A 22,850-nucleotide genomic window follows, 5' to 3' on the forward strand; every position below is an offset into this window, starting at 1 on the left:
GAAGTCCGGCTGCGAAATCGGCAGCGACGTATCGTCGATCGCACGGACCCGCAAATGACGACGTGTTGTCGCGCAGCTGACCGGCCGTCCGCGACCGGCGCGGCCGTCGGAAGCCGGCCGCGTTTGCATCGCATCACATCCGCGCAAGACGGTCCGTCACGTGTCTCGAGCGAGGCCGGGGGCCGCGTCGATGAACGGCTCGGCAAGCGGATCGCTCGCCGCTGCGACGTTGAGCCGTACCCACGGCGTCGCCTCGCCGTTCGGCCGGTATTCGCGCCCGGGCGCAAGGTCGAGCCCGAACGTGCGCGCGGTGTCGCACAGCAGCGCGGAATCTTCCACGCCGGGCACGCGCGCCCACACGAACATGCCGCCGCTCGGCTGTTCGAACACTTCCCAGCCCGCATGGCGTAATCGCGCCACCGCGTTGGCCGACGCCTGCGCGAGGCGCCGGCGCAGCCGTTCCAGATGCTTGCGATGCGTGCCACGCTCGAGCAGCGACGCGACGATGCTTTCCGCGAGCCGCGCGCCACCCATGCTCGTGAGCGCCTTCAGCTCGACGAGCGGCTTGATCAGCTCGGGCCGCGCGGCCAGGTAGCCGATCCGCAGCGACGACGACAAAGCCTTCGAAAACCCGCTCAGATAGATCACCCGTTCGAACTGATCGAGCGTCGCGAGCCGCTGCGACGGCGCCGCTTCGAAGTCCGCGTAGACGTCGTCCTCGACGAACGTGAAGTCGTGCCGATGCGCGAGCTGCAGCAGCCGGAACATCACCGGCGGCGCAATGTTCGTCGCCGTCGGGTTGTGGAACGCGGTATTGACGAAGAACAGCTTCGGACGATGTTCGCGCAGCAGCGCCTCGGTGATCTCGACGTCGGGCCCCGTCGCGCGGCGCGGCACACCGACGAGCTTCACGCCGTGCAGCTTCAGCAGCCCGAACAGGTTGAAGTAACCGGGATCCTCGACGAATACCGTGTCGCCCGGCTTCAGCATCAGGCGCACGACGAGATCGAGCGCGTGGCTCGCGCTGTGCGTGACGAGAATCTGCTGCGGCTGCGCGTGGATGCCGAGTGGCGCGAGATACCCGCTCAGGTACTGCCGCAGCAGCGGGTCACCTTGCGGCTGCGCATAGTCGACCAGGCTCGCCGCGTCGCTGCGCACGACGTGCCGTATGGCCTGGGCGATGCCGTCGACGTCGCGCCACGCAGCCGGCATGAAGCCGCTCGACAGCTTGAGGCGATCGTCGGTCGACGCGAATTGCTCGAGGATGTGGCCGGATTCTTCCTCGGCGATCTGCGGATCCGTGCCGCCGACCGGCGCGCTGCGGTCGAACCGGTCGGTCACGTAGAAGCCCGCGCCGTGACGCGGCTGGATCAGGCCGCGGGCCGCGAGCGTGTCGTATGCCTCGATGACGGGGAAGCGGCTGATCTGCTGGTCGGCCGCCATCTTGCGGATCGACGGCAGTTTTACGCCGCTGCGCAAATGTCGCGAGCGAATCATCTGTTCGAGCTGGCGAGCGAGTTGCTCGTTGAGCGGGACGCCGGTCGTCGTATCGAGCGCGAGTTTCATTTGACACCTTCGTCAGGAAGGGCGGGCAAAGTGTTCGGCGAAATGCCCGAACACTTTGATGGTGATTGTTCGGTTGTGTTCATTCCGGTGAGCGGATTCTAGTCGAATAATCGCTACCGCAGGCGTTCGGTGGGGCCGCTGTCGAACCGTAGCGGCTAGGGCGATCACATGCGCGAAATCGGGCTGTTCCGAATGGAAAAGGCGGTACGCCCATGCGCCTCGGTAACACCCATGTTTTCAACGTCGCGATGAGCGTGCCGCTGGTCGTCTCGCGGGTGCCGGCACTGCACGGCGTCGTCGTGAAGGAGGGCGCGACGCCGCCGCTCCGCATCGGTTCGGCCAGTCATCGGGCCGTGCGCTGCCTCGACCGAGAACGCCGGGACGAGCGCCTGTAAGGGCGGCGTGAGCCGCGGAGGTGGATTTCCGACGGGAAGAAAACTCGATCACGGTTGTTTCACACGAGCACGGCGGCGCGCAGCGGAACGGCCGCGCGTGGCGATGAGCACAAGGACCCTTAGATGAATCTCGCGCACTTCTCCAGCTTCGGCGTCGCGGTCGCCGTCTACCTGATCGGCACGGCGATGCCTGGGCCGGGCAACCTGTCGATCGCGAACGCGTCGCTCAACTACGGACGCATGCCGGGCCTCGCGACGGCGGCCGGCGTGATCTCGGGCTCGCTGTGCTGGGGCGTGACCGCGGCGGCCGGCGTGTCGGCGATGCTGTTGTCGTACCGGCCGCTGCTCATGTGGCTCAAGATCCTCGGCGCGCTCTATCTGCTGTGGCTCGCGCACAAGGCGGTTCGGACGGCGTTCTCGTCGCGCGATCCGATGAAGGCGGCCACGCAGACGCGACGCGGCGGCGCGGCGGTGTTTTATCTGCAGGGACTGGGGTCCCCTTGATTTCAGTGCATTTTTCCGGGGTAGGCCGATCTAGTCGCGACAGGGCATGGCGTTCCGCTCCTAAAATAATTCTCAGTCGAATCAATCACTTCCTGATGGATCGGTGAGTGGCGCCACTCTTGCAGCGCCGCTATGGATGAGCTAAGTCTGCACGATCAGACTGCCTGTACCCCAAATCTTCAGGAGGCAACGGCATGCTCTCGCCTTTCGACCGCCCGACTTCGCCCTGGCTGAACAAGGTTCCTGACGTCGCGCTCTCGTTCTGGATCATCAAGGTCATGTCCACGACGGTCGGCGAGACCGGCGCGGACTTTCTCGCTGTCAATGCCGGCTGGGGCCAAGGCGCGACGCGTGCGCTGATGACCTCGCTACTCGGTAAGCCAGCTCGCACTCACGTATCGGAACCGCGGTGGAGGAGGGAATGGCTAGATCCGTAGGCGGAATACTCCGGAGCGCACCACCGTCTCCTCGAGATGCTCCACTATCTTCCGAAGGGCAGCGAACTTCGACGTTGCGCTTCGGGCAACATCACGGTGTCGAGATCCGCGCGCTTACCGAATCAGAATCCTATGCTAACAAGGCTGATCTGCGCGCGAACGGCCATCGTTAGCTATACTTACAAACTTTCAATGGCAGCCAAGACTTCGTATGCATATGCGGCACCGTGTCGCGCATCGTCCAGCACCACGGTCAAACTATACTATTGCATAGTTGCGATAATAGGCAATTGATAAGTTGCTGTTAACCCACCTCAATGCAAGATCACATCATTCGGCCGCCAGGCGAGCTTGTCGCACGGCCTAACACTGTGCCAATTCTATGTCTGCGGCGTATCGGTCGGAGGGGGATGTCGCCGTGGCAGAGCGCGCCGCTGGATGCAAAGCATTTCGATGCGTGACGGTCGGGATCTGCATGAACAGGTTTGTGTCATTCATGAGCTTTGCTCGACGTATCATTTCCCGAATTAATGTCGACCAACTGAAAGTATTTTGGCACTTTCGCGTCGCGACAGTCGGCGCGATTCGTGCGACCTTGCTCTTTACCATCGGCGGCTTCAGTGTCGCGCATCCGCAGATGCCACGGGCTCGACCATTCTCCGGTGTCAAGCCTCGCGCTGGGTTCGGTACAGCAGGGCGCCGTGCCGCCTGGCGGTGCGCGGCGTGACAATTTGCGCGCGCATGCGGTTCTGGCGCTTGCCCCCGAACTGGGCCTGCCGACATGCAGCTCGACCTGCTTGCGACCCTCGCTGACTGTCCGTTGCTCTCATGGTGGCGCATCGCGCCAGCGATCGGTACTGCAAGCGCAAGCCTGTTGTTACTTCTGATGTCATTGTCGAGCCCCCTGCGAGAGCCGGACTATCGGGAATGCCGCGTCGCGCTGCGAACATCTTGACCTGGACGGCAGCATGTGTCGGCGTGTTCATTCTCGCGTAGATGAGCTGGCGACTTCACATAATGCGCGGCAAGGTCAAGGCGGAGCACGACGCGTCGAGGTGGCGTGGTGGTCCGGGATTACGGCGCTTGGTATCTCTCGTGGTTGATTCACGCGGCGATGATCGGGCTGTTTATGGCGGCGCATGGCTTGCTGGCCGCCACGCAGCAAAGGCGAGTGGTGGTCAGAGAGCGGCTGAATGTGCGGATGGCGGACCCGCCGGGAAGGGCCTTTTCCGCTTTGTGCGTTATCCCTCCGGTGCACATCGAACATGCAAACGCTCATGAAAGTCTCCATTGCGCCCCTTCCTGCATGCTGGTCCCGTGACGCAGTGACGAACTTCTACGATGCCGTGGCGTTGTCGTCCGTGGACATCGTGTATATCGGGAACGTCCTGTGTTCGTCGCGCCCCGTCGTTCAACGTCGGGAGCGGCTGGCAATTGCTCGCGAACTTGCGTCGAGCGGAAAGGAGGTCGTGTTGTCTGTCCGCCGATCGAGCGAGGAAGTCGCCGCCGACAGCGCTACAAAGTGGATCAGAGAATCCGGGTTCCGGATCGAGGCCGGGGATGCGAACTCGCTGGCGTTGCTGGCAGGGAATGCGTCTTTCGTCGCAGGGCCCGAGATTCCATGCGACGGCGCGAGCACACTACGCCGACTTGTCGAGTGGGGGGCCACGCGGTGGGTCATGAATGCGGTGTGCGCGGGCGACGCTATGCAAGCGCTTAAGCATGCGCGCGGCGCGGCGTGCGAGATCGAACTGCCGGTGCTGCACCGCCGGCAGGTTTCTGATTCGCAATGCCCGATCGTCAATTGCGTGCACGGGGGAGAGAGCATTTGCCGCTTGATGGGTTGCGATCATGCCGGGCGAGCGCAGCTCGGTCCGCCCGACTGGCCGTCCGGGATAGATAGGCTGCGTGTGGGCGGAGTCTCGATTCTGCGCGTAGTTCCTCGGACACCGCGCGAAATCAATTTGGCTCAGATGCTGAGCGAACTAGTGCGTGTCGAAATCGGCGCAGGACGCCAGCTGCCGGTAGGCGGTCGCGCTACAGGGGGCGTCATGCGCTCGGCACTATCGTGGAGCCGCAAAAAATAATGTTGGAGCGAATCGATGAAAGCGTGCACAGCTCGCTCGCGGCATCGCCACCGCCCCTGACGTTCTTGTTTATTTTTTGAGACTTTCGCCATGCCGGCATATGAACCTGGCTCCATCATTTCTGCAATTTTCATAAGGATTTCCTAAATGGCTGATTTACCTCACGAAGATATCGAGCAAACAACGGCCTTCCATCTCATTGGGGGGGAGGTACGAGTGCGCGAGCTCGTCGACCGCTTCTATGACCTGATGGATCTCGAAGCCAAATTCAAGCAGCTTCGCGCGATGCATCCGCCAACGCTCGACGACACGCGAAATAAGTTGTTCTGGTTCCTGTGCGGCTGGCTCGGTGGTCCGGATCACTACGTTAGCCGTTTTGGCCATCCCCGCCTGCGTGCACGGCATATGCCGTATCCCATTGCATCAGCGGACCGAGATCAATGGGTCGACTGCATGACAATGGCGATGAGAGAAATCGACCTGCCAAAGGAACTGCGCGAGCGGCTGCTCCACTCCTTCGGTGAAACCGCGGACTGGATGCGTAATCGTGCAGACTGAGGCACGCGGCTGTCTGCCGGGCAATGCATCGGTGGAACGACTGCGTAAGCGGGTAAATCAGGCGCCGGCTGAACTCCTGCGATCCTACTTGAGCCCGCTGACGACTGCGGCGCCGGCTCGAGAGGGGCGTGACGGGCAGGGCGCTCCATGTTCGTGGCAATCGTCCCGCCGATGTGGCGTACCAAAACAGCGACGCCGTCGTCGTGGGCGATTTCCCGTTCATGCAGAATGTCGGCACGGCTCTCTGCGACGTTTCAGAGGGCGGCATACACGAGCTAGATCGCTCTATCCATAGACTGTTGGCTTTGCTGCTTGAAACACGGCTCCTCACGTATCACGACTATCCGCCCGAAGGCCCAGAGCACGGAGGCCACAGTGCGGATCGGACGAGAGGTGGCCTCACTAGCACTCGGGTACGCGATCTGTCTAGTGGCGTGTCGGCGAAAGCTCGGCGCCGCACGCGCGGTCTGTGCTGAAACGCCGGTCGGCGGGATCGCCACATGGACCACACCAAACACGGAATGCGTTCATCGCATTGCGCCGAATTGACGCACGGCACGTGCGAATTCTAAATTGCGAATTAGAATATGCTTATTCCTTTTTGGAATAAGCGGCCTACGTCGAGCGGGCGGGCGGGCCGAACGTTCGGACGGAGGCATCCAGCGAATTTTCTGCAAAGCGGGGGCCGAGGACAAGCGGGTCGAATAGACCATACCAACGGGAGATCATTACATGTCGGAGACCACCACACGACGCGCGACGCTCAAGACGATCGGCGTCACGGCGGGCGCGGCATTGCTTGGGGGGATCAGCCACCCGCGCGCGGCGCGTCCGGCTGAGCTGTCTGCGTCGTTGCCGGAGGGAGCCTCGACGCTCAGGCACTTGACGCAGCACTTGGCTGATGCTCCGCGACGCCGATCATTCAAGACCGTTCCGATGATCCTGGAGCGTCCTCAACAGTGGGATGATGAGGCGCTCGCCGAGGTCATCGCGTATCGTGGCGGCCCTCGTCAAGTATGGGACAACACGGAATTGGCCGGTCCCTGGCTGAATCTCATGCGCAATGCGCTGAATGCGCAGATCTGGTCCTTCAAACATCCGGATTTTCTGGTCGTGTCGGCCACGCACGGCACGGCGCATCTTGCATTGTTCGATCAGGCTATGTGGGACAAATATGAACTTGCGAGACTGACCGGTGGCAAGTTCGCATCCAACGCCTTCATCAACGAACGTGCTGGAGCGACTGCAGATGCGACCGATCAAGAGATTCTCCGCGGGGTCTTGTCGCCACATGACACTAGCATCCCCGTGCTGCAGCGACGGGGTGCCGTTTTTCTGGGCTGTCATAACTCCATCTGGGAGACCGCCCAGAAACTGATCGATGCCGGAACGAACCCAGACAAACTGTCGCTCGAGGCACTCGCCGCTGAACTGACCAATCACGTACTTCCAGGCGTGATTGTTACACCCGGAGCGGTCGCGACGCTCGTGGAGCTTCAGCAATCCGGATTCCATTACGCAAAATAGCCGCAGTCTATGCCGACTTTCAAGTAATTTGAACCGGGTGAGTACGCGGCGCAGTAGAGGGCGGCCGTCGGAGAGATAACCGATCCCATCCGCTGATCTTTAGAGGCTCGACAGAACCTCGCGCAAGGCTTGCGTCGGTCCCACAATGTGCCGACAGATACCGATACGACATGAATTATCGAACGCTCACACGTTGGATTGTCGCCGCGTTGGCGACATGCGGCCATTACGCAGGGGCTGCTCAATCAGACTCTCCCAAGGTATCGAATGCCGATCTTGTCGCGCATGGGGCTTATGTCGCCCGCCTCGGCGATTGCGTCGCTTGTCATACCGCATCTGATGGCAAACCGATGGCCGGTGGTCTGCCGCTCAATACGCCGTTCGGCGCCGTGTATTCAACCAATATCACGCCCGACGACGCGACGGGCATCGGTCGTTATACTTTCGCCCAATTCGAGCGGGTCATGCGAAAAGGTATCGCCGCGGACGGTCACAATCTCTATCCCGCGATGCCTTATCCGTCGTACGTAAAGATGACCGACCAAGACATGCGCGCGCTGTTTGCATATCTGAAACACGGTGTCGCGCCGGTGAGTCGTGCGAACAAGGCTCCCGACATTCCGTGGCCGTTCAATATGCGCTGGACGCTCGCTGTCTGGAACGGGCTCTTCCTCGACGACAAGCCTTACATCCCCGATCTGAAGCACGATGCCATCTGGAACCGCGGCGCGTACCTCGTGCAGGGCCTGGGCCATTGCGGTGCATGCCATACACCGCGCGGTATCGGGTTTCAGGAAAAAGCCCTGTCCGATGCGGGCAGTGATGGCAGCGCCTATCTTTCCGGGGCGACGGTCGATTCTTGGCGCGCCGTCAATCTGCGCAGATCGTGGACCGCCGCTGACCTCGTTGCGTTGCTCAAGACCGGGCAAAACCGCTATACCTATGCAGCAGGTGGCATGAGCGACGTGGTTCGTCATAGCACGCAATACACGAGCGATTTGGATCTCAGTGCGATCGCGATATATCTGACATCACTGCCTGCGAATTCGCCTGGCGAGGAGGCGAAGCGGGCATCCGGTGCGCAACACACTACCAAGGAACCCACGGGCCTGTTGACGACCCGCGGCGGTCTCGCCTATCTCCAGTTTTGTGCCGCTTGCCATCAGGTCGACGGTCGTGGCTTTTCCGCCGTGTTTCCGCCGCTGTCGGAGAACCCGGCCGTGCTGTCTGCCGATCCAGTTTCGTCGATTCACGTGGTGCTGACCGGTTGGCAGACCCCGAAGACCGCCGCCCATCCGAAGGTCTATACGATGCCGGCCTTCAACCTGTTGTCCGACCGAGAACTGGCCGATATCCTGACCTTCGTCCGCACTTCGTGGGGCAATCGCCAGGCTCCAGTAAGCGCGTCCGATGTGGGCAAACTGCGTCGGGAACTGGGAGTAAAGACGCCCACGCCATCGGCGTTCGAGACGCCGCGCTTCGCTGCGATGCTCGATCAGCCGAATGCGGCGCAACTCGTGCGCGGCATGCAGTTGCATCTGGAAACGAAAGCGCTTTTGCCGGGCAACGTCGGCAATTCGCTCAACTGCGCCAGCTGCCATCTCGAAGGAGGGACCGTTGCGCACGCATCGCCTTTTGTGGGCGTTTCCCCGCAATTCCCGAGTTATTCGTCGCGCGCGGGGAAGGTGATTTCGTTGGCGGAGCGCATCAATAGCTGCTTCCAACGTTCGATGAACGGCAAGCCGATACCTGTCGATTCCGCGGATATGAAGGCGATGATCGCGTACTTCGACTGGATGAAGGACGGAGCCCGGCCAAACGAAAAGGTACCGGGGCGCGGTGTGGGGAAGATCGACACGCACCTGACACCTGACGTGGCCCACGGCAAAGCGGTGTATGCGGCGCAATGCGCGTCGTGCCACGGTGCGAACGGCGAGGGGGCGATAGGGTCGGAGAGGCAGTACATTTATCCGCCGTTGTGGGGCGAGCAGTCGTTCAACGTCGGGGCGGGCATGGCGCGACTTTATACTGCTGCCGCCTTCGTCAAGCACAACATGCCGATCGGATCGCACAGCGGCTTTCCACTAGCACAGGGCGGCTTGAGCGATCAGGATGCCCTCGACGTCGCAGCGTATTTCACACAGCAGCCGCGCCCAGACTTCCCTGGGAAGATTCGAGACTGGCCCGTGGGCGGCAAGCCGGCTGATGCCCGCTATTGAATCGCGTAACCGATTTGGGCGATCAACCGGCAACATTGCGACACATATCGCCACTTGCGCATTCCATGCAGTCATTGAGCTTCGCGCTTGGTGTCGTGGATGCGGGCCGGCTATGGGGGAGGGAATACGTCGGCGCGACGGTCGGTGTATCGAGACGCTCGCGCATAGAGATGGCTGGCTCTATCGAACTGTTGATAAACGTCCGGGGAGGGCTGCGTCGAAGTTTACAGACTTCTTAAACACCCCACGCGCCGCTTACGCGACTTGTACGACCGGCAACGCACCCGTGAATCGGGGGGTAGGCGCCGTCATAACAATTTTCCGGCAGCCTGCTATGGAAGCGCGAAGGGTGCGATTCGTCGTTTCACTCGAAGTTGAGTTACATCATGGCGAAACGCTGGTCAAAACCCAGAATGTGCAAAGAATGGGGTGAATCAAGAGCCAGCCGTAAGGGGCCGCAAACTCATTCAGTTAAGAGAACATGCCACCTCATGATCACCGAGGAGTCTGTTGTGAAAGCAAATGTTGGAAATATCGACCGCGCCCTGCGAATATTCATTGGGCTGATATTGATCGGATTGACCGTAACAGGGCACGTTGGCTTGTGGGGCTGGCTTGGCATCGTGCCACTCCTGACAGGCATCGTGCGCATCTGCCCTCTGTACAGCGTTCTGGGCGTGAAGACGTGCTCGGCGTCGAAGACCGACGCTAAATAATTCGAACTTGGCCGGTCGCAAGTCGCCCGGCTGCTCGCGCGCATCAGCGTCACGTGACGTTTGCTTCGCGATTGATCAAGGAGAGCAACTTTATGAGCGGGATACCCGATTTCAAAGCGGTCGTCAACGACGTATCGGGCCTCATGCGTCACCTGCGCGGGTCCCAGCCTGAGTTAATGACCGCATTCGGTCAATTGGCTGCAGCCGGCACCAAGGATGGCGCACTGAGCAAGAAAATGCGAGAGTTTGTTGCGCTCGGCATCGCAGTCGCGGACCGATGCGATGACTGCATTGGCTTTCACGTCCAAGCTCTCGTCAAGCTGGGCGCCACACGCGCCGAACTAGAGGACGTGCTAGGAACCGCCGTTTATATGGGAGGTGGTCCCTCGATGATGTACGCCATGCACGCGCTCGCTGCATTTGAACAGTTATCGTCCTGATCCGGGCTTGAATGGCTTGGTCCGTCCGCAGTTCAGGTCGAGCTGTCGCCGGGCGGTAAGCCGCCACGCCTGATTGCCCGAAACGAACCTCGGAACGGCTCATCCGAGTTGTCGCTCGATTATCACGACGTCTGCTATGCTGTGATGACTTGTATCCTTGGCACGGGCTGAATCCTCATTACATGATCGACATCGGCGACTGCCCCAACTTCCCGGAGCACAGGGTGGCCTGTTCGCACCGTCTCTGGCGATCGGTGCGAGCATCGGCAATACGCTGCACATCGTGTTTTCGGGAATGCAGTTGCAGATGCTGATCGCGCTCGGGCTGGTCGGCTATCTCGCCGCGGTTACGCAGAGCCCGATCACGGCGTTCGTGATCGTCATCGAGATGATCAACGGCCATGCGCCCGTCATTTCGCTGATGGCCACGGCCCTGATTGCCAGCCGCGTGTCGCGATTCTTCGCTCCGCCGCTGTATGAAGCGCTTTCCACGCGTTTTTTCCCCGGAGATCACCGGTGACCTCGAGGGCATCGGTTCGCGGTACAGGACATGATTAACCTCGTCCGGTACTACTCATGGAGGGGCCGCTCATCTTTCTCTCCGCGTTGATGCTTCTGTTTGCGTATGCGGCACGATGCAGCGCTGACGATACGATTTCAGAGGATTATCGTTATCTGGCGCGTATTAATGTTCGTCCGGTCGTCATCGATTGCGTCGCGGAAATCGACCGATGGATTCGAACCTCGTCGAAATACGACATGTATCTTGCACCTGACGGTCGTCAGCTGAGGGCAAAGTTCGCGCGTTTCGCGCGATAGACGGGAGTGCCGACAATGGACTGTCTGTGCATTCAACGGGAACTATTCGCGCTTCCGCACGCCTTCGACAGCGTGCTGCCTGGCTTCCCGTGAAGGCAAAGTGCGACATCTGGCGCACGCATGTGGCGGGTATTGCAATGAAGCCGATGGAATGAGAGGCCGGCCGCCTCGCGCATGGCGAGCCGCGACTGACGCGAGCGGTGAGCTTAAATTGTGCGCAGGTGCTGTCAAACGATCGAGCCGGATCCCGAGCCTCGTGCGTCGCGCGGCCTGTCATGATCGCGGAACGGCCGGCGTGCCGGCTGTGCCACGGATCACATCGGGACGCAGGCATCCGCGCACCATCGACCCGTACAGCGGGTCTGTACGGCGCCGGCGGAAGTATTCGACGCGGGAGTGCCGTCCGTCAGTCAAGACGCGCAATCCGATCGGCACGCCGCGGAAGAATGATTCGGCACGAAGCAGGATCGCCCCGGCACCTTCCGCGCGATGCAGTTGCCGCGTACTTGATTTCCAGCGATGGACGACGCAGTTCGCGACCTCGGACGCAGATAGGCTCGATTGCTCCGCGAATACGGGGGATAGGGAGAAGACGCCGTCTCGGCGCGAACACGCCACAAGCAGTACACAGAACCCTGTTGCAATCGCCATCTGCCAATTGTTCATCGGTGATCTCCGTGTCGATGCGGCCCGAGGTGGGATCCGTTGACGAAATTGCATCGCAGTGTGGCACAAGAGTACATCGACGGCGCAGGGTTGAGCGTTCGCCCTGGCGGATTTTTGTTTCGATCGATATGCAGCGTTCCGGCGCATCGTCTCGGAAGGCTACGCGGCCCCATGTTCGTCCTGACCGATCAACAGTTCGGTCGGCGACAAGAACATGTAACGTGGCACGTCGAGGTTCTGCGGTGCTGGCTTGTCGCGGAATACCCGTCCGGCAAGATCGTAGGTCGAGCCGTGGCAGGGACACAGGAAGCCGCCTGGCCAGTTATCCGGCAGGTTTGGCTGAGACCCTGGTTGAAACCGAGGTGTCGGTGTACAACCGAGGTGCGTACAGACGCCAACCACGACCAGAATGTTCCGATGGTCCGCTCGCGAGCGAAAGGTGTTTTGGCAATAGAGCGGCAATGGCATTGAGAAGGCGTGGCGCGAGTCAGGATCAGCGACGAGCGGAGTCGCCTTGATGACGCTTTCAAGCATAGCCGGCGAGCGGTCGACGATGAACACTGGCTTCCCGCGCCATGCAACGGTCAACATTGCGCCTTCGGTCAAGCGGCCGATGTCGACCTTGACCGGTGCGCCAGCGGCCAGCGCATTGGCGGGTGGTGTCAGGGAATCAACGAAAGGGATGGCGGCTGCGATGCCGCCGATGCCGCTCGCGACGGATGTCGCGATCAGCCAACGGCGACGCTTGATGTCGGGCCCCACCGGCTCGGTCGGATTCTCGTCCATGTCGACTCCTTCGATGCAGCCGTCTCTCATGCTTTCCGGGTCGCTGCCATGCCCGACACCTTGGCCGAGCAGATGGGGCAGGCTCCTAGAGGTCGAGCTACATTGTCCAGACGAACATCGAGTGGGCATGGGACGATTCACGTACGTCGACACTTCGCCGCATGGTCTGCCTGTTATAGGTGGCCGACACGGTATAGCGCCCGTCGGGCATCGAGACGAGCAGGAATGGCCCGGTGGTTCGTGTCGAAAGCACGGTCTTGCCATGTGCATCGACGATCTTGACAGGAACATCGGCCAAATAGTCGTTCCCGCTGCTCGTATGCCCCGCAAACTCGAGCACGAGCGGATACTTGCCCATCTGCTGTTTGATTGCGGCCGATTGATCACTACCGATGCCGCCGGATAGATAGGTCACGTTGCCAGCGTGTTCGGGCTGCGGCAGTGATGCCTGCTCGGCGGAAAACGCGTCATGGGTGAACACGGCAATCGTCACGGCGACGACGCCGAGCGCTGTTCTGGACGAGTACGTCATGACCGACTCCTTGAATGTGCGCCATACCGAGCTGCCGGCAGCGAAACTTGCTCAACCTGCGTCCGTGACTCGATCGTTTGGCCGCATCGGCCGGGACGCCTTGGCAAGCGGGGGCGTCTCCTCCTTCGCCGAGACTCCGAGTTGTCCATGCACGGCCTTGCCATGCAACTTCAACTGGCGTTCGACCTTCATGGCCTTGTCGATGGGTATCGCAAAGGCGAGACCCTGATACACGTTGCCGTCGTCCGGAGGTGGCGTTTCGATACCGACGACTTCACCCTTGAGGTTCAGGAGCGGGCTACCGCCGTCCCCGGAGTGTTCCGTAAGATCGGTCTGGATCAACGGAACGTACGATTGATCGGGAAGCAGACGGGAGAGGTTGCTGACGACACCTTTGACGATCGAGGTTCCCAGCCCGTAGGGCGAACCGATCGAGGCGACCCATTCGCCGGCCTTAAGCATCGCAGGTGATCCGATCCGGGCGACAGCCAGACCCGTCGCATGAACATGAAGCAGCGCGACACCACTCGCCGGATCGCTGCCGATCAACCGTGCGTGGTACGTTTGCCCGTCGGCGAGGGTAACGGAGATCCTCGATGCGCCCGCAACGTCGCCGGCATCGGTGAGGATGTTGCCGTCCGACGAGATGATGAAGCCGCTGGCGTGCCGCTGTGCCAGGGCACCGCGATCGGCGCCGGGTGGAGGTGAAAATTCCTCGAAGAAACCGAGGAACGGCACGTTCGCGCTGCCTGGCGGGGGCCACAGTTGCCGCACACTCGGTATTGTGTCGGTCCTGGACACCTTGACGGTCACGACGGCGGGGCCGTCGATTCGCGTCATGTTCTCGAAGTCGGACACGATTCCCGGGTAGGCCGTGAAACCCGGGCTTGCGGACAAAACAGCCTGCGGAGCGCGTGGCGCCGTTGCAGGTGACAGTGATTCCTTCCCCATGCAACTCGCGGACACGGCTGCAATGGCCAGACTGGTAAGCCCGATACGCTTGAACCCGATGCTTGCCATGACTACGCTCCCATCGCGCCGTGCCGAACGCACTGCGCATAGCCGCCCACACGGCTATTTCATGACACGACCATTCCACCGTAGGTCGCCAGAATTAAATTTTGCTTAAAAGTCCGGAATCAGTGTGTCCGTTCAAAGGAGCGAGCGTTGCGGCTCCTCGAGCTACAAGGGCGTCATGGCCGGGCAGGCGAGAGTGCGCGCCTACGCAAGCCAATGAACGGAGGAATGATTGGCAAGACGATCAGTTTCGATCGCAGAAAAGTCGAGACGCTGCCCAGCCATCCCCATTGAACGGCGCATTCGGAAAGGGCGAACATCCGGCCCGCTTTCTCCGTGATGCCGAAGGTGCCTGCAAAGCGCAACATTCGCCATCCCGCTCCGGGCAGCATGGTATTCCTGTCACACTGTGACCTTTCTATTTCGGCGCGCGGCAGCACACCGTTCGGCCGGCCATCGGATCGATTGACATGACGTTCTTCCACGCGCTGACTGCATTGATCGTCCTGGCGGCATTGGGCAGCTACGTCAATCATCGCGTTTTCCATTTGCCGCCGACGATTGGGGTGATGACGATCGCACTGGTGGCAACCGTCCTGCTCGTCATATTGGGCGAATTCGGCGCAATCGACGTGACGCGCTTCACGCGGCTGATTCCGGAGATCGACTTCAGCGAACTCCTGTTTCACGGCTTCCTGCCGTTTCTTCTGTTTGCCGGCGCGTTGCATGTCGATTTTCACGATCTCCGCCAGGTGAAGTGGACAGTCGGCGTGCTCTCGACCGTCGGCACACTGATCTCCACCGTGTTCGTCGGTACCGCGTTCTGGTATGCGTCATGGTGGCTGGGCGTACGGATCGGCTTCATCTATGCGTTGCTGTTCGGCGCGCTCATCTCGCCTACCGACCCGATTGCCGTGATGAGCATCATCAAGAAGGCGGGTGCTCCAAGGGAATTGGAAACCCGAATTACCGGGGAAAGCCTATTTAACGACGGGGTGGGTGCGATCGTTTTCCTGACGCTTCTGAGTATCACAACTGCGGCTCGCGAACCCGGTGTCTTCGACGTCACCTTGCTGTTTCTCCAACAGGCGGTCGGCGGCGCATTGGCAGGATGGCTGGCTGGGTGGATCGTATCCCGTCTGGTCGCAAGTATCGACAATCATCACGTCGAGATCCTGCTATCGATCGCGCTCTGCATGGGATCCTACGCGTTGGCGGAACTTGGCCGTGCATCGGGACCGATCGCGGTGGTCGTGGCCGGGCTGTTCGCCGGCAACCACGGGACGATGAAGACCGTTTCCGGCCAGACGGGGGAGTATCTGAGCATGTTCTGGGAGATCGTCGACGAGATGATGAACAGCGTGCTCTTTCTGCTGATTGGTCTTGAAGTCCTCTCGATCCATCAGAGCCGGACGTATCTGATAGCCGGGATAGTTGCAGTCGGCTGTGTGCTGGCGGGACGTACGGTCAGCGTGGCCATTCCGCTCGGGGTGATCGGTCTGCGGATCCGGTTTCCGAAAGGCACGACCAGGCTGCTGATCTGGGGAGGCTTGCGCGGTGCCATCTCGCTTGCGCTCGCGCTTTTGCTTCCCCATGGGCCCCAGCGGGAACTGATCGTGACCGTAACCTATGTCGTCGTCGTCTTTTCCGTACTGACTCAGGGCACCACGTTCGGATGGCTGTTGCGGAAGTTGACATCGCCGCCCGAACCGACCATTACGGCACCGTAGCGGTTCATGAAGCGAGCGTCCCCTCGACGGTCGACAATTCAACGATTTCGGCAGTGATCTGCTCCTGCCTCAAGCGGTGATAGTCCCGGTTCAGCCGCTGTGCGGTGTCGTCGATATTGCGTTTCGCCGCGATCATCGCGCGCATTCGCGCTTCGTTCTCCGCAGCGAACGACAGAATGATGGCCTCGCATACCTGGGTGTAGACGTATTCTTCGGCCAGTCTTTCCTGCAGTTGTTGTATCGGGAGCGTGACGACTGGCGGGAAGGGCCGTCTGGCCGGTTCGAACCGCCGGAAATCGAACGGCAGCAGCGAAGTCGACTGTACAGCCGATTCGCCAGCCGTTTGCGGCGCTCCGTGGACGAGCGTGACGTGCGAGGCGTTACCGTGACGCAGGCGGCCGTAAAGCGCATCGATGATCCTGGCTGCGAGATCGGACACCATATCGGCGTGACCGATCATTTCCGACGACCAGGTGACCGGCAGATTGAGCGCGTCGGCAGCGGCTCTTGCGCGATCACCTACCACGAAGTACTCGACGGCAACATTCGCAGGCGCACAAATCGACTGGAATACGCGTTGGTTGTAAGTGCCCACGAAGCCGTGCGCCGCGCCGATGACGATAAAGACGTGAGTGTCGGCCGGAACGGGCGGCCCTCGGCTCTCCGATGGGCGGTGGGCGGCAATGCCCATTGCGTCTGCGATCGCAAGGCCGATCAGGTTGGCGCAAGCCCGGATGCCCGGCAGGCGGGAGAGCGCTTCTCGCGTCCGTGTCGCTGCGATACCGCGCATTGCACGTACCACGGATTCCAGTTCGCGGACCGTACCCAATCGATTCTGGACTTCGTCGAGCCGATTGCTCATCGACCGCTCCTGATTTCCGCGGACTGCGGAATGAGGTCGTGGACAATCCGAACAAGCGCCGACCGGTCGTCGGATGACACTTTTCCGCCGGCAACGAGGATTGGACCCAATCTTGTTGCGATGCCGGTCGAATCTAGACGGGCGGGAAGCGCGACTCGCACGGCAGCGATCGTCGACAGTGCACACGCATCGAATACACCGTCGGCCAGCGCAAACAGCAACGCAATCTCGCCAACCGGGCGTAGCGGCGCAAATCGCGGCTGCGCAATCAATGTCCGAATACGCTCTCCACGAGCGATTTGCGCCTTGATCCTCGTGTCGCCGAGACCGCCGAAGCGCGTGAACATCTCGAGCTCGAGAAACTGTGCATAGTCGAGCCGCAACCTTCCCGAGGCGGCTCTCAATGCGGGCAGTTGTGCCTTGCCGCCAACCCGGCTGATGCTGAGTCCGACATCGATCGCGGGGCGCTGGTTGGCCGCGAACAAGTGTGCATCCAGCACGATCTGGCCGTCGGTAATCGAGATCAGATTGGTCGGAATGTATGCCGCCAGGTTTCCGGCGTCGGTTTCCGCAATGGGGAGCGCGGTCAACGAGCCGCCGCCGCGTTCCGAGGAGAGCTTGGCGGCACGCTCCAGCAGACGGGCGTGCAGATAGAAGATGTCGCCCGGATACGCCTCGCGCCCCGGCGGATCTCGTGCAAGCAATGCCAGTTCCCGATGGGTGGCGGCATGCTTGGTCAGGTCGTCGATGACGACGAGCGCATGCTCGCCCCGATCCCTGAAGTACTCCGCGATGCTGAACGCGGCAAATGGGGCAATCCATTGCAGGCCGGGCGGATCTGCCGCCGACGCGACGACGAAGATGCAGCGTTCCGGTGCACCGTGCAGTCGAACCGCATCGATCACGCGCTCGACCGCGGTGGCCCGCTGACCGATCGCCACGTAGACGCAGATCATGTCGGAATGTTTCTGGTTGACAATCGCATCGACCGCGATGGACGTCTTGCCCGTTGCGCGATCACCGATGATCAGTTCGCGCTGCCCACGGCCGATCGCGAAAAGCGCGTCGATCAGGAGAATGCCCGTTTCGACCGGTTGAGAGACCGGTGCGCGTTCGATGATCGACGGTGCGGCGCGTTCGATCGGGAGGGATAGCGTGCATTTCGGCGGCTGTCCGCGATCGAGCGGCCTCCCGAGTGGGTCGACGACGCGTCCGAGCAGGTCCGGACCTACCGGAACCTCAACCACGCGGCCGGTGCCGGATACGCGCGTGCCGGCGGCAATGCCGCTGCTGTCGTCGAGCAGCACGCAACTTAGCGTGTCGACGTCCAGCTTGAGCGCGAAGCCGTACTGTCCGTCCCCGAACTGCAACAACTCGTTCAGACGAACATTCGGGAGGCCGCTCACCCGTGCGATGCCGTCAGCGATATGCTCCACGCGCCCAACCGATTCCGCCTGTGGCGCAAGATTCAGCGACGCCAGCACGGCTCGGCCGTCCGTCAGCCATGCGTCGTCGGAGTCGTTATGCATGTCGTTCGTCGCCACGGGAGATGAGTCCGCTTCTCAGGGATTCCAGGCTATGTCGAAAACTGTTTCGCACGATCAGGTGAGGTGCGACGAGCTCGAGTCCCGCGATCAGGGTGGGATCGACTTCGGTTCGAATGGAGAGGGCGTGGCCCGATGCTGTCGCGAGCATCGAACGGCAATGAGCCAGTTCGTCGTCGTTCAACGTGCGCGGGGCTATCAAGCGCAACGTTTCGCCTTCGCGGCCGAGGCAAGCGCGGTCCACCGCGGGCAGGGCGCGGACTGCGTCCGCGAGCGGCGCAATGAATCCTTCTACCAGCGTGCTCGACGGGAGCGTCGCGAGCAACCGCGCCGCGATGTCGACGGCAAACTGGCCGGCTCGCTCGGCATTGGCACGCAGCGCATCGTCCTTCATTGCCGCGGCTTCAGCCTCAGCCGTCTTTCTGAGCGTATCGGCCTCGGCGTGCGCATCGGCGAGCAGGGTCGCCTTGAGGCGCTCTGCCTCCGACGCCACCGAACTCAATCGATCAAGGCGCTCTGCATCCTGCGCGGCGCTTTCCCTTGCAGCCTTGTCGCGATCCTGCCGCGCAGCATCGCGGGCAGCCGACGCCTCTTGCAGGAGGCGTGCGGCGGCCTGCTGACGATCCGCCATGATCTTGGCGACCGGCTTGAACAGCAAGCGCGACAGCAGCCAGATCAGGACGAGGACGTTGATCGTCTGAAAGCCGAGTGTCCACCAGTCGATTCGCATGGCTAACGCCTACTTGATAAACGGATTGGCGAACAGAACGAGCAGGGCGACCACGAGACAGTAGATCGCCATGGTTTCGATCATGGCCAGACCGACAAACAACGTCCGCGAAATCGTGCCTGCCGATTCCGGCTGACGCGCGAGCGCGTCCATCGCGGCCGCGACGGCGCGACCTTCGGCCAGCGCCGGCCCAATCGCGCCGAATGAAACGGCAAGGGCTGCCGCGACGATGCTCACCAGCTGAATCCAGTTGCTCATGATGCTCCTTGCCGTGGATGCGGCGTGGCTGCGCGCTCGTCGCCGAGCGCGGCGCCAATGAATACCGCCGCGAGTACCGTGAAGATGTACGCCTGAACCGCACCTGTCAGCAGATCGAGCGCCATGAGGGGGATCGGCACCAGAAGACCCGCAAGCGACAGCACGATACCGATCACGAACACGCCGCTCATGACGTTGCCGAAAAGGCGCACGATCAGTGAAAAGGTACGGGTTATCTGTTCGACCAGATTGAGCGGAATCATGATCCAGGTCGGTTGAGCGAACGAGGCGAGATAGCGGGCGAGCCCGCGTTCGTGGACGCCGTAAAACACCGTCGACGCGAACACGACGGCTGCGAGGGCCGCATCGGTTTCGAGATGGGCGGTAGGCGGCTCGACGCCGGGAATCAAGCCGGACCAGTTGGAAGTCAGGATGAACAGAAACAACGTTCCGAGCAGGGCGCGGCAACGTGCAGGGTCGATTTGCATCGTGTCTTGCAACTGGCTGTCGAGCGTGGAGACGAACAGTTCCACCGCCGTCTGGAGTTTGCCCGGGGTCAACGACAGTCGCCTGCGCATCGCGGCCGCGGTGAGGGCGACGAGCGCCATCAGGGCCCAGGTGGTCGCGACCGGCGTCGACACGGGGATCGCCCCGATGCGAAACAGCGGTTCGGTCACGAGCGGTGAATGCATCATGACGAACCTCCCGGCAAGCGGATCATCGCGCGGCGAGCGAGCATGATGCCGGCGAGGCCGCTCAGCAACGCAACGTATCCAATATGCGCCAGACCGAACAGCACCAGGGCGAGCGCCCCGAAACGAATGAGATGCACGATGATGGCGACGCTGATTGCATCCCTGACGTACCAGCGCACATTAGCGAATAGCGACGCAAAATAGGCGAGCCCGACGACGCCACCGGTCACACCACCGGCAACCATCTGCAGGGGAATCGACAATAAATGGACTGGCATCATGTTTCAGCTCCCTGGGCCTTGGCGATGCATCCAGCGCCACGCGGACCACAAACCGAATGCAGCGCCCAGCATCAGTAACGGCGCTGAGAAGAACACGCCGGTATGAAAATGTCGGTCGAGCCAATGTCCCGCCCAGAGTGCCAGTAAGGCCGGAATCACGATCATCCAGCCAAGCATGCCGATCTGCCCCAGTCTGGAGCCCAGTGTCGGCTCCGGTACATCGCGCGCCTGCCGGTCTCGCCGGACGGCGCGTTGCGTGGTTTGCTCGAGTACCCCCGCAACGGGCTTGGGCGCTTTCACGTCCCGGTCGCGCGGGCCAGGAGCGGGTTTTCGTGAGTTACTGGCCATGACCGTCGCCTTCATTCGTGCCATCCGCATGTCCGGCCGCAGCCGGGGCGCCGGGGCGCAAGTACTTCAGTACCTGCCTGATCGCCTGGGCGTTGAGGCGCGTTTGCTCGACTCGCACGCGGCGGGCCGCATCGATTCGCGATTCGCGGGCTTCCCGGACGCGGGATTCGAGCGTCTCGAGCGCGTCCCCGAGTTCGCCGTCACGACACGCGATATTGATGTCTTTTCCGTTGACGACTCGCAACACGCCACCGCTTACGGCGCAAAACCTGCGCGTGCCATCCGCAGTGCGCCAACGCATGACGCAGGGCGACAGCACGGTGAGAAAATCCGCGTGGCCGGGCAGAACACCGAAGCTGCCGGTCGCATCCTCCGCACGGAAGGCAACGACATCAGGTGCGTCGACCAGCATCCCGGCGGGCGTCGCGATGGTCATGTGAAGCGCCGTGCTCATGACGTTTCCCGCTCCCGCTCGCGTGCTTCGTCCAGCGTCCCGACCATGTACAGCGATTGTTCCCGCCACGCGTCGCATTCGCCGTCCAGAATCGCGCGGCATCCTGCAATCGTGTCGTCAACCGCGACGGAACGGCCGGGCACACCCGTGAACGCTTCGGTGACGGCGAACGGCTGGGTCAGAAACCGCTGCAGACGGCGGGCCCGGCCGACGATCCTGCGGTCATCCGCTCCCAGTTCCTCGATCCCGAGCAGCGAGATGACATCCTGCAGTTCGCGGTAGTGCTCGATCGTGCGCCGAACGTCGGTTGCGACCTGAACGTGTTCGGCACCGACCACCAGCGGATCGAGCAGGATCGACGACGAGGTGATCGGATCGATCGCCGGATACATGCCTTCGGCGGCCATCGCGCGGGACAGAACGACCATGCTGTCGACGTGCGCGGCGATGGTCGTGACGGCTGGGTCCGTGAAATCGTCCGCCGGAACGTAGACGGCCTCGATCGCCGTGATCGAGACGCCGCCGACAGATACGATGCGCTCCTGCAACGCAGCCACTTCGGTCGCGAGCGTCGGTTGATAGCCGACGCGTGACGGGAGTCTGCCGAGTAAGCCCGACACTTCGGCGCCGGCCTGAACGAAGCGGAATACGTTGTCCATCAGGAGCAGCACGTTCTGGTGCTGCTCGTCGCGAAAGTACTCGGCCAGAGTCAGGGCGGTCAGCGGAACGCGCCAGCGCGCTCCCGGGGGCTCGTTCATCTGACCATACACGAGCACGGTCTTCGGCAGCACACCGGAATGCTGCATGTCCACCAGCAGTTCGTGGCCTTCTCGCGAGCGCTCCCCGACGCCGGCAAACACCGAGATTCCCTTGTATCGCTCGACCATCGCATGAATCAACTCCATGACGAGGACGGTTTTGCCCACGCCGGCACCGCCGAACATCGCCGCCTTGCCGCCCCGCGCGAGCGGGGCAAGGAGATCGACGACCTTGATGCCCGTCGCGAAGATGCCGGTTGCGCTGTCCTGTGAGGACAATGCAGGCGGCGTTTGATGGATGGGGCGGCGCTGAACATCGACCGGAAGCGGCTCGCCCCGGTCGCCCGGCGTGCCCATCACGTCGATCAGGCGACCGAGTACGGCATTGCCGACCGGAACCGCGATCGGTTGACATGACGCTTGCGCCGACGCGCCTCTGGGCAATCCGCTGGTCGACTGCATCGCCAGTGCCCGCACGGTCCTCTCATCGAGGTGGGCTTGTACTTCCGCAACGATCGAACTGCCGCCATCGACTTCGATCGAGATCGCGGTGTCCACCGGGGGCAGTGTCCCTGCCGGGAACGCGAGATCGACGACGGCGCCGCGCACCGCGACGACGCATCCGGGAAGCTGCGGGCTGGAGACATTGGCGATCGTGGCGGTATTCATCGGTTTTAGTCGCTGTTGGAGGGCACCCGTGCACCGGTCATCGCCGTACGAGCCCGCGTCACTGGCAAAAGCCACGAGCCAATATTTACTGCGATGCATCCTGTCGACGATTGATCGTGATCAAGAGGCCTGTCGCCGAGCTGGCTGAGAGGTGGGAGTGGGGATGGGGTCGTTCACGCCAAAACTCCGCCGATACCCGGCAATGTGCGCTGTGCAAGCCAGATTGATGCACATCAACGAGCCGGTGTGCTC

At 61.8% G+C, this 22,850-nt stretch carries 24 protein-coding genes and 2 pseudogenes; 12 read left to right on the forward strand and 14 right to left on the reverse strand.

Going from position 1 to position 22,850, the window contains the following annotated elements; all coding sequences use genetic code 11:
• Nucleotides 1-156: 156 nt before the first annotated feature.
• Nucleotides 157-1,566, reverse strand: a complete 1,410-nt coding sequence (locus AK36_RS04625; RefSeq protein WP_045577967.1) for an aminotransferase-like domain-containing protein — start codon at nucleotides 1,564-1,566, stop codon at nucleotides 157-159.
• A 212-nt stretch (nucleotides 1,567-1,778) separates the two neighbouring features.
• Here AK36_RS04625 and AK36_RS32615 point away from each other — a divergent pair, with 212 nt between their 5' ends.
• The 11 genes and pseudogenes from AK36_RS32615 (at nucleotide 1,779) to AK36_RS34715 (ending at nucleotide 11,268) form a co-directional block, all read left to right on the forward strand.
• Nucleotides 1,779-1,961 carry a hypothetical protein gene (locus AK36_RS32615; RefSeq protein ID WP_059474881.1) on the forward strand — a complete coding sequence of 61 codons (183 nt, stop codon included), beginning with the start codon at nucleotides 1,779-1,781 and terminating at the stop codon, nucleotides 1,959-1,961.
• A gap of 123 nt (nucleotides 1,962-2,084) precedes the next feature.
• Nucleotides 2,085-2,465, forward strand: a complete 381-nt coding sequence (locus AK36_RS04630; protein ID WP_224383340.1) for a LysE family translocator — start codon at nucleotides 2,085-2,087, stop codon at nucleotides 2,463-2,465.
• Nucleotides 2,466-2,659: 194 nt separating this feature from the next.
• Nucleotides 2,660-2,839, forward strand: a pseudogene (locus AK36_RS04635) (hypothetical protein); the annotation flags it as partial.
• Nucleotides 2,840-4,179: 1,340 nt separating this feature from the next.
• The gene (locus tag AK36_RS30245) at nucleotides 4,180-4,989 is read left to right on the forward strand and encodes a hypothetical protein (protein WP_140993534.1); all 810 of its coding nucleotides are present in this window, start codon (nucleotides 4,180-4,182) and stop codon (nucleotides 4,987-4,989) included.
• A gap of 147 nt (nucleotides 4,990-5,136) precedes the next feature.
• Entirely contained in the window at nucleotides 5,137-5,547 is a 411-nt protein-coding gene (locus AK36_RS30685) for a group II truncated hemoglobin (RefSeq protein ID WP_059559668.1), read from the forward strand.
• A gap of 732 nt (nucleotides 5,548-6,279) precedes the next feature.
• Nucleotides 6,280-7,074, forward strand: a complete 795-nt coding sequence (tetH, locus tag AK36_RS04650; protein ID WP_045577970.1) for a thiosulfate dehydrogenase — start codon at nucleotides 6,280-6,282, stop codon at nucleotides 7,072-7,074.
• Between the two features lie 170 nt (nucleotides 7,075-7,244).
• On the forward strand, nucleotides 7,245-9,293 hold the full coding sequence (locus tag AK36_RS04655; protein ID WP_052691542.1) for a c-type cytochrome: 2,049 nt from the start codon (nucleotides 7,245-7,247) through the stop codon (nucleotides 9,291-9,293).
• A gap of 491 nt (nucleotides 9,294-9,784) precedes the next feature.
• On the forward strand, nucleotides 9,785-10,009 hold the full coding sequence (locus AK36_RS04660; RefSeq protein ID WP_249175894.1) for a YgaP family membrane protein: 225 nt from the start codon (nucleotides 9,785-9,787) through the stop codon (nucleotides 10,007-10,009).
• A 92-nt stretch (nucleotides 10,010-10,101) separates the two neighbouring features.
• Nucleotides 10,102-10,449, forward strand: coding sequence for a carboxymuconolactone decarboxylase family protein (locus tag AK36_RS04665; protein ID WP_045578425.1), 348 nt, complete (start codon nucleotides 10,102-10,104; stop codon nucleotides 10,447-10,449).
• Nucleotides 10,450-10,657: 208 nt separating this feature from the next.
• Nucleotides 10,658-10,969 (forward strand): annotated as a pseudogene (locus tag AK36_RS04670) (chloride channel protein); the annotation flags it as partial.
• Nucleotides 10,970-11,058: 89 nt separating this feature from the next.
• The gene (locus AK36_RS34715; RefSeq protein WP_371465928.1) at nucleotides 11,059-11,268 is read left to right on the forward strand and encodes a BspC domain-containing protein; all 210 of its coding nucleotides are present in this window, start codon (nucleotides 11,059-11,061) and stop codon (nucleotides 11,266-11,268) included.
• Nucleotides 11,269-11,541: 273 nt separating this feature from the next.
• On the opposite strand, the gene AK36_RS32620 is transcribed toward AK36_RS34715, so the two are convergent.
• The 4 genes from AK36_RS32620 to AK36_RS04685 all read right to left on the reverse strand — a co-directional run bounded on the left by AK36_RS32620 (nucleotide 11,542) and on the right by AK36_RS04685 (nucleotide 14,272).
• The gene (locus AK36_RS32620; protein ID WP_140994548.1) at nucleotides 11,542-11,934 is read right to left on the reverse strand and encodes a hypothetical protein; all 393 of its coding nucleotides are present in this window, start codon (nucleotides 11,932-11,934) and stop codon (nucleotides 11,542-11,544) included.
• Between the two features lie 159 nt (nucleotides 11,935-12,093).
• On the reverse strand, nucleotides 12,094-12,720 hold the full coding sequence (petA, locus tag AK36_RS04675; RefSeq protein WP_045577973.1) for a ubiquinol-cytochrome c reductase iron-sulfur subunit: 627 nt from the start codon (nucleotides 12,718-12,720) through the stop codon (nucleotides 12,094-12,096).
• A gap of 97 nt (nucleotides 12,721-12,817) precedes the next feature.
• Nucleotides 12,818-13,252 (reverse strand): hypothetical protein, encoded by a 435-nt coding sequence (locus AK36_RS04680; protein ID WP_045577974.1) that lies wholly within the window; start codon nucleotides 13,250-13,252, stop codon nucleotides 12,818-12,820.
• A gap of 51 nt (nucleotides 13,253-13,303) precedes the next feature.
• Entirely contained in the window at nucleotides 13,304-14,272 is a 969-nt protein-coding gene (locus tag AK36_RS04685) for a trypsin-like peptidase domain-containing protein (protein ID WP_080938607.1), read from the reverse strand.
• A 467-nt stretch (nucleotides 14,273-14,739) separates the two neighbouring features.
• Between AK36_RS04685 and AK36_RS04690 the strand changes: the two genes are divergently transcribed.
• Complete coding sequence (locus tag AK36_RS04690; protein WP_045577975.1) at nucleotides 14,740-15,999, forward strand: cation:proton antiporter; 1,260 nt, start codon at nucleotides 14,740-14,742, stop codon at nucleotides 15,997-15,999.
• A 4-nt stretch (nucleotides 16,000-16,003) separates the two neighbouring features.
• Here AK36_RS04690 and AK36_RS04695 read toward each other — a convergent pair whose 3' ends face one another.
• From AK36_RS04695 to atpD, 9 genes are read right to left on the reverse strand one after another with little or no spacing between them, the layout of a single operon-like run.
• Nucleotides 16,004-16,861, reverse strand: coding sequence for a F0F1 ATP synthase subunit gamma (locus tag AK36_RS04695; RefSeq protein ID WP_045577976.1), 858 nt, complete (start codon nucleotides 16,859-16,861; stop codon nucleotides 16,004-16,006).
• Entirely contained in the window at nucleotides 16,858-18,390 is a 1,533-nt protein-coding gene (locus tag AK36_RS04700; protein WP_045578427.1) for a F0F1 ATP synthase subunit alpha, read from the reverse strand. Before AK36_RS04700 ends, AK36_RS04695 begins: the two co-directional genes overlap by 4 nt.
• Complete coding sequence (locus tag AK36_RS04705) at nucleotides 18,383-19,135, reverse strand: F0F1 ATP synthase subunit B family protein (protein ID WP_045577977.1); 753 nt, start codon at nucleotides 19,133-19,135, stop codon at nucleotides 18,383-18,385. The genes AK36_RS04700 and AK36_RS04705 overlap by 8 nt, the downstream gene beginning before the upstream one ends.
• A 9-nt stretch (nucleotides 19,136-19,144) precedes the next feature.
• Nucleotides 19,145-19,393, reverse strand: a complete 249-nt coding sequence (locus AK36_RS04710) for a F0F1 ATP synthase subunit C (RefSeq protein WP_038442209.1) — start codon at nucleotides 19,391-19,393, stop codon at nucleotides 19,145-19,147.
• A complete protein-coding gene (locus AK36_RS04715; protein WP_045577978.1) occupies nucleotides 19,390-20,088 on the reverse strand; it encodes a F0F1 ATP synthase subunit A in 699 nt (232 codons plus the stop codon). Before AK36_RS04715 ends, AK36_RS04710 begins: the two co-directional genes overlap by 4 nt.
• Complete coding sequence (locus AK36_RS04720; protein WP_045577979.1) at nucleotides 20,085-20,369, reverse strand: N-ATPase subunit AtpR; 285 nt, start codon at nucleotides 20,367-20,369, stop codon at nucleotides 20,085-20,087. Before AK36_RS04720 ends, AK36_RS04715 begins: the two co-directional genes overlap by 4 nt.
• A 3-nt stretch (nucleotides 20,370-20,372) precedes the next feature.
• Nucleotides 20,373-20,732 (reverse strand): AtpZ/AtpI family protein, encoded by a 360-nt coding sequence (locus AK36_RS30690; protein ID WP_224383342.1) that lies wholly within the window; start codon nucleotides 20,730-20,732, stop codon nucleotides 20,373-20,375.
• On the reverse strand, nucleotides 20,707-21,171 hold the full coding sequence (locus AK36_RS04725; protein WP_045577980.1) for a F0F1 ATP synthase subunit epsilon: 465 nt from the start codon (nucleotides 21,169-21,171) through the stop codon (nucleotides 20,707-20,709). Before AK36_RS04725 ends, AK36_RS30690 begins: the two co-directional genes overlap by 26 nt.
• Complete coding sequence (gene atpD / locus AK36_RS04730) at nucleotides 21,168-22,598, reverse strand: F0F1 ATP synthase subunit beta (protein WP_045577981.1); 1,431 nt, start codon at nucleotides 22,596-22,598, stop codon at nucleotides 21,168-21,170. Before atpD ends, AK36_RS04725 begins: the two co-directional genes overlap by 4 nt.
• Nucleotides 22,599-22,850: the final 252 nt, after the last annotated feature.

It is taken from the genome of Burkholderia vietnamiensis LMG 10929, from assembly GCF_000959445.1.
Classification (GTDB): Bacteria; Pseudomonadota; Gammaproteobacteria; order Burkholderiales; family Burkholderiaceae; genus Burkholderia; species Burkholderia vietnamiensis.

Coding starts and splice junctions, on each gene's coding strand:
- AK36_RS04625 (WP_045577967.1), bottom strand. CDS start 1,566: ATGAAACTCGCGCTCGATACGACGACCGGCGTCCCGCTCAACGAGCAA.
- AK36_RS32615 (WP_059474881.1), top strand. CDS start 1,779: ATGCGCCTCGGTAACACCCATGTTTTCAACGTCGCGATGAGCGTGCCG.
- AK36_RS04630 (WP_224383340.1), top strand. CDS start 2,085: ATGAATCTCGCGCACTTCTCCAGCTTCGGCGTCGCGGTCGCCGTCTAC.
- AK36_RS30245 (WP_140993534.1), top strand. CDS start 4,180: ATGAAAGTCTCCATTGCGCCCCTTCCTGCATGCTGGTCCCGTGACGCA.
- AK36_RS30685 (WP_059559668.1), top strand. CDS start 5,137: ATGGCTGATTTACCTCACGAAGATATCGAGCAAACAACGGCCTTCCAT.
- tetH (WP_045577970.1), top strand. CDS start 6,280: ATGTCGGAGACCACCACACGACGCGCGACGCTCAAGACGATCGGCGTC.
- AK36_RS04655 (WP_052691542.1), top strand. CDS start 7,245: ATGAATTATCGAACGCTCACACGTTGGATTGTCGCCGCGTTGGCGACA.
- AK36_RS04660 (WP_249175894.1), top strand. CDS start 9,785: ATGATCACCGAGGAGTCTGTTGTGAAAGCAAATGTTGGAAATATCGAC.
- AK36_RS04665 (WP_045578425.1), top strand. CDS start 10,102: ATGAGCGGGATACCCGATTTCAAAGCGGTCGTCAACGACGTATCGGGC.
- AK36_RS34715 (WP_371465928.1), top strand. CDS start 11,059: ATGCTTCTGTTTGCGTATGCGGCACGATGCAGCGCTGACGATACGATT.
- AK36_RS32620 (WP_140994548.1), bottom strand. CDS start 11,934: ATGAACAATTGGCAGATGGCGATTGCAACAGGGTTCTGTGTACTGCTT.
- petA (WP_045577973.1), bottom strand. CDS start 12,720: ATGGACGAGAATCCGACCGAGCCGGTGGGGCCCGACATCAAGCGTCGC.
- AK36_RS04680 (WP_045577974.1), bottom strand. CDS start 13,252: ATGACGTACTCGTCCAGAACAGCGCTCGGCGTCGTCGCCGTGACGATT.
- AK36_RS04685 (WP_080938607.1), bottom strand. CDS start 14,272: ATGGCAAGCATCGGGTTCAAGCGTATCGGGCTTACCAGTCTGGCCATT.
- AK36_RS04690 (WP_045577975.1), top strand. CDS start 14,740: ATGACGTTCTTCCACGCGCTGACTGCATTGATCGTCCTGGCGGCATTG.
- AK36_RS04695 (WP_045577976.1), bottom strand. CDS start 16,861: ATGAGCAATCGGCTCGACGAAGTCCAGAATCGATTGGGTACGGTCCGC.
- AK36_RS04700 (WP_045578427.1), bottom strand. CDS start 18,390: ATGCATAACGACTCCGACGACGCATGGCTGACGGACGGCCGAGCCGTG.
- AK36_RS04705 (WP_045577977.1), bottom strand. CDS start 19,135: ATGCGAATCGACTGGTGGACACTCGGCTTTCAGACGATCAACGTCCTC.
- AK36_RS04710 (WP_038442209.1), bottom strand. CDS start 19,393: ATGAGCAACTGGATTCAGCTGGTGAGCATCGTCGCGGCAGCCCTTGCC.
- AK36_RS04715 (WP_045577978.1), bottom strand. CDS start 20,088: ATGATGCATTCACCGCTCGTGACCGAACCGCTGTTTCGCATCGGGGCG.
- AK36_RS04720 (WP_045577979.1), bottom strand. CDS start 20,369: ATGATGCCAGTCCATTTATTGTCGATTCCCCTGCAGATGGTTGCCGGT.
- AK36_RS30690 (WP_224383342.1), bottom strand. CDS start 20,732: ATGAAGGCGACGGTCATGGCCAGTAACTCACGAAAACCCGCTCCTGGC.
- AK36_RS04725 (WP_045577980.1), bottom strand. CDS start 21,171: ATGAGCACGGCGCTTCACATGACCATCGCGACGCCCGCCGGGATGCTG.
- atpD (WP_045577981.1), bottom strand. CDS start 22,598: ATGAATACCGCCACGATCGCCAATGTCTCCAGCCCGCAGCTTCCCGGA.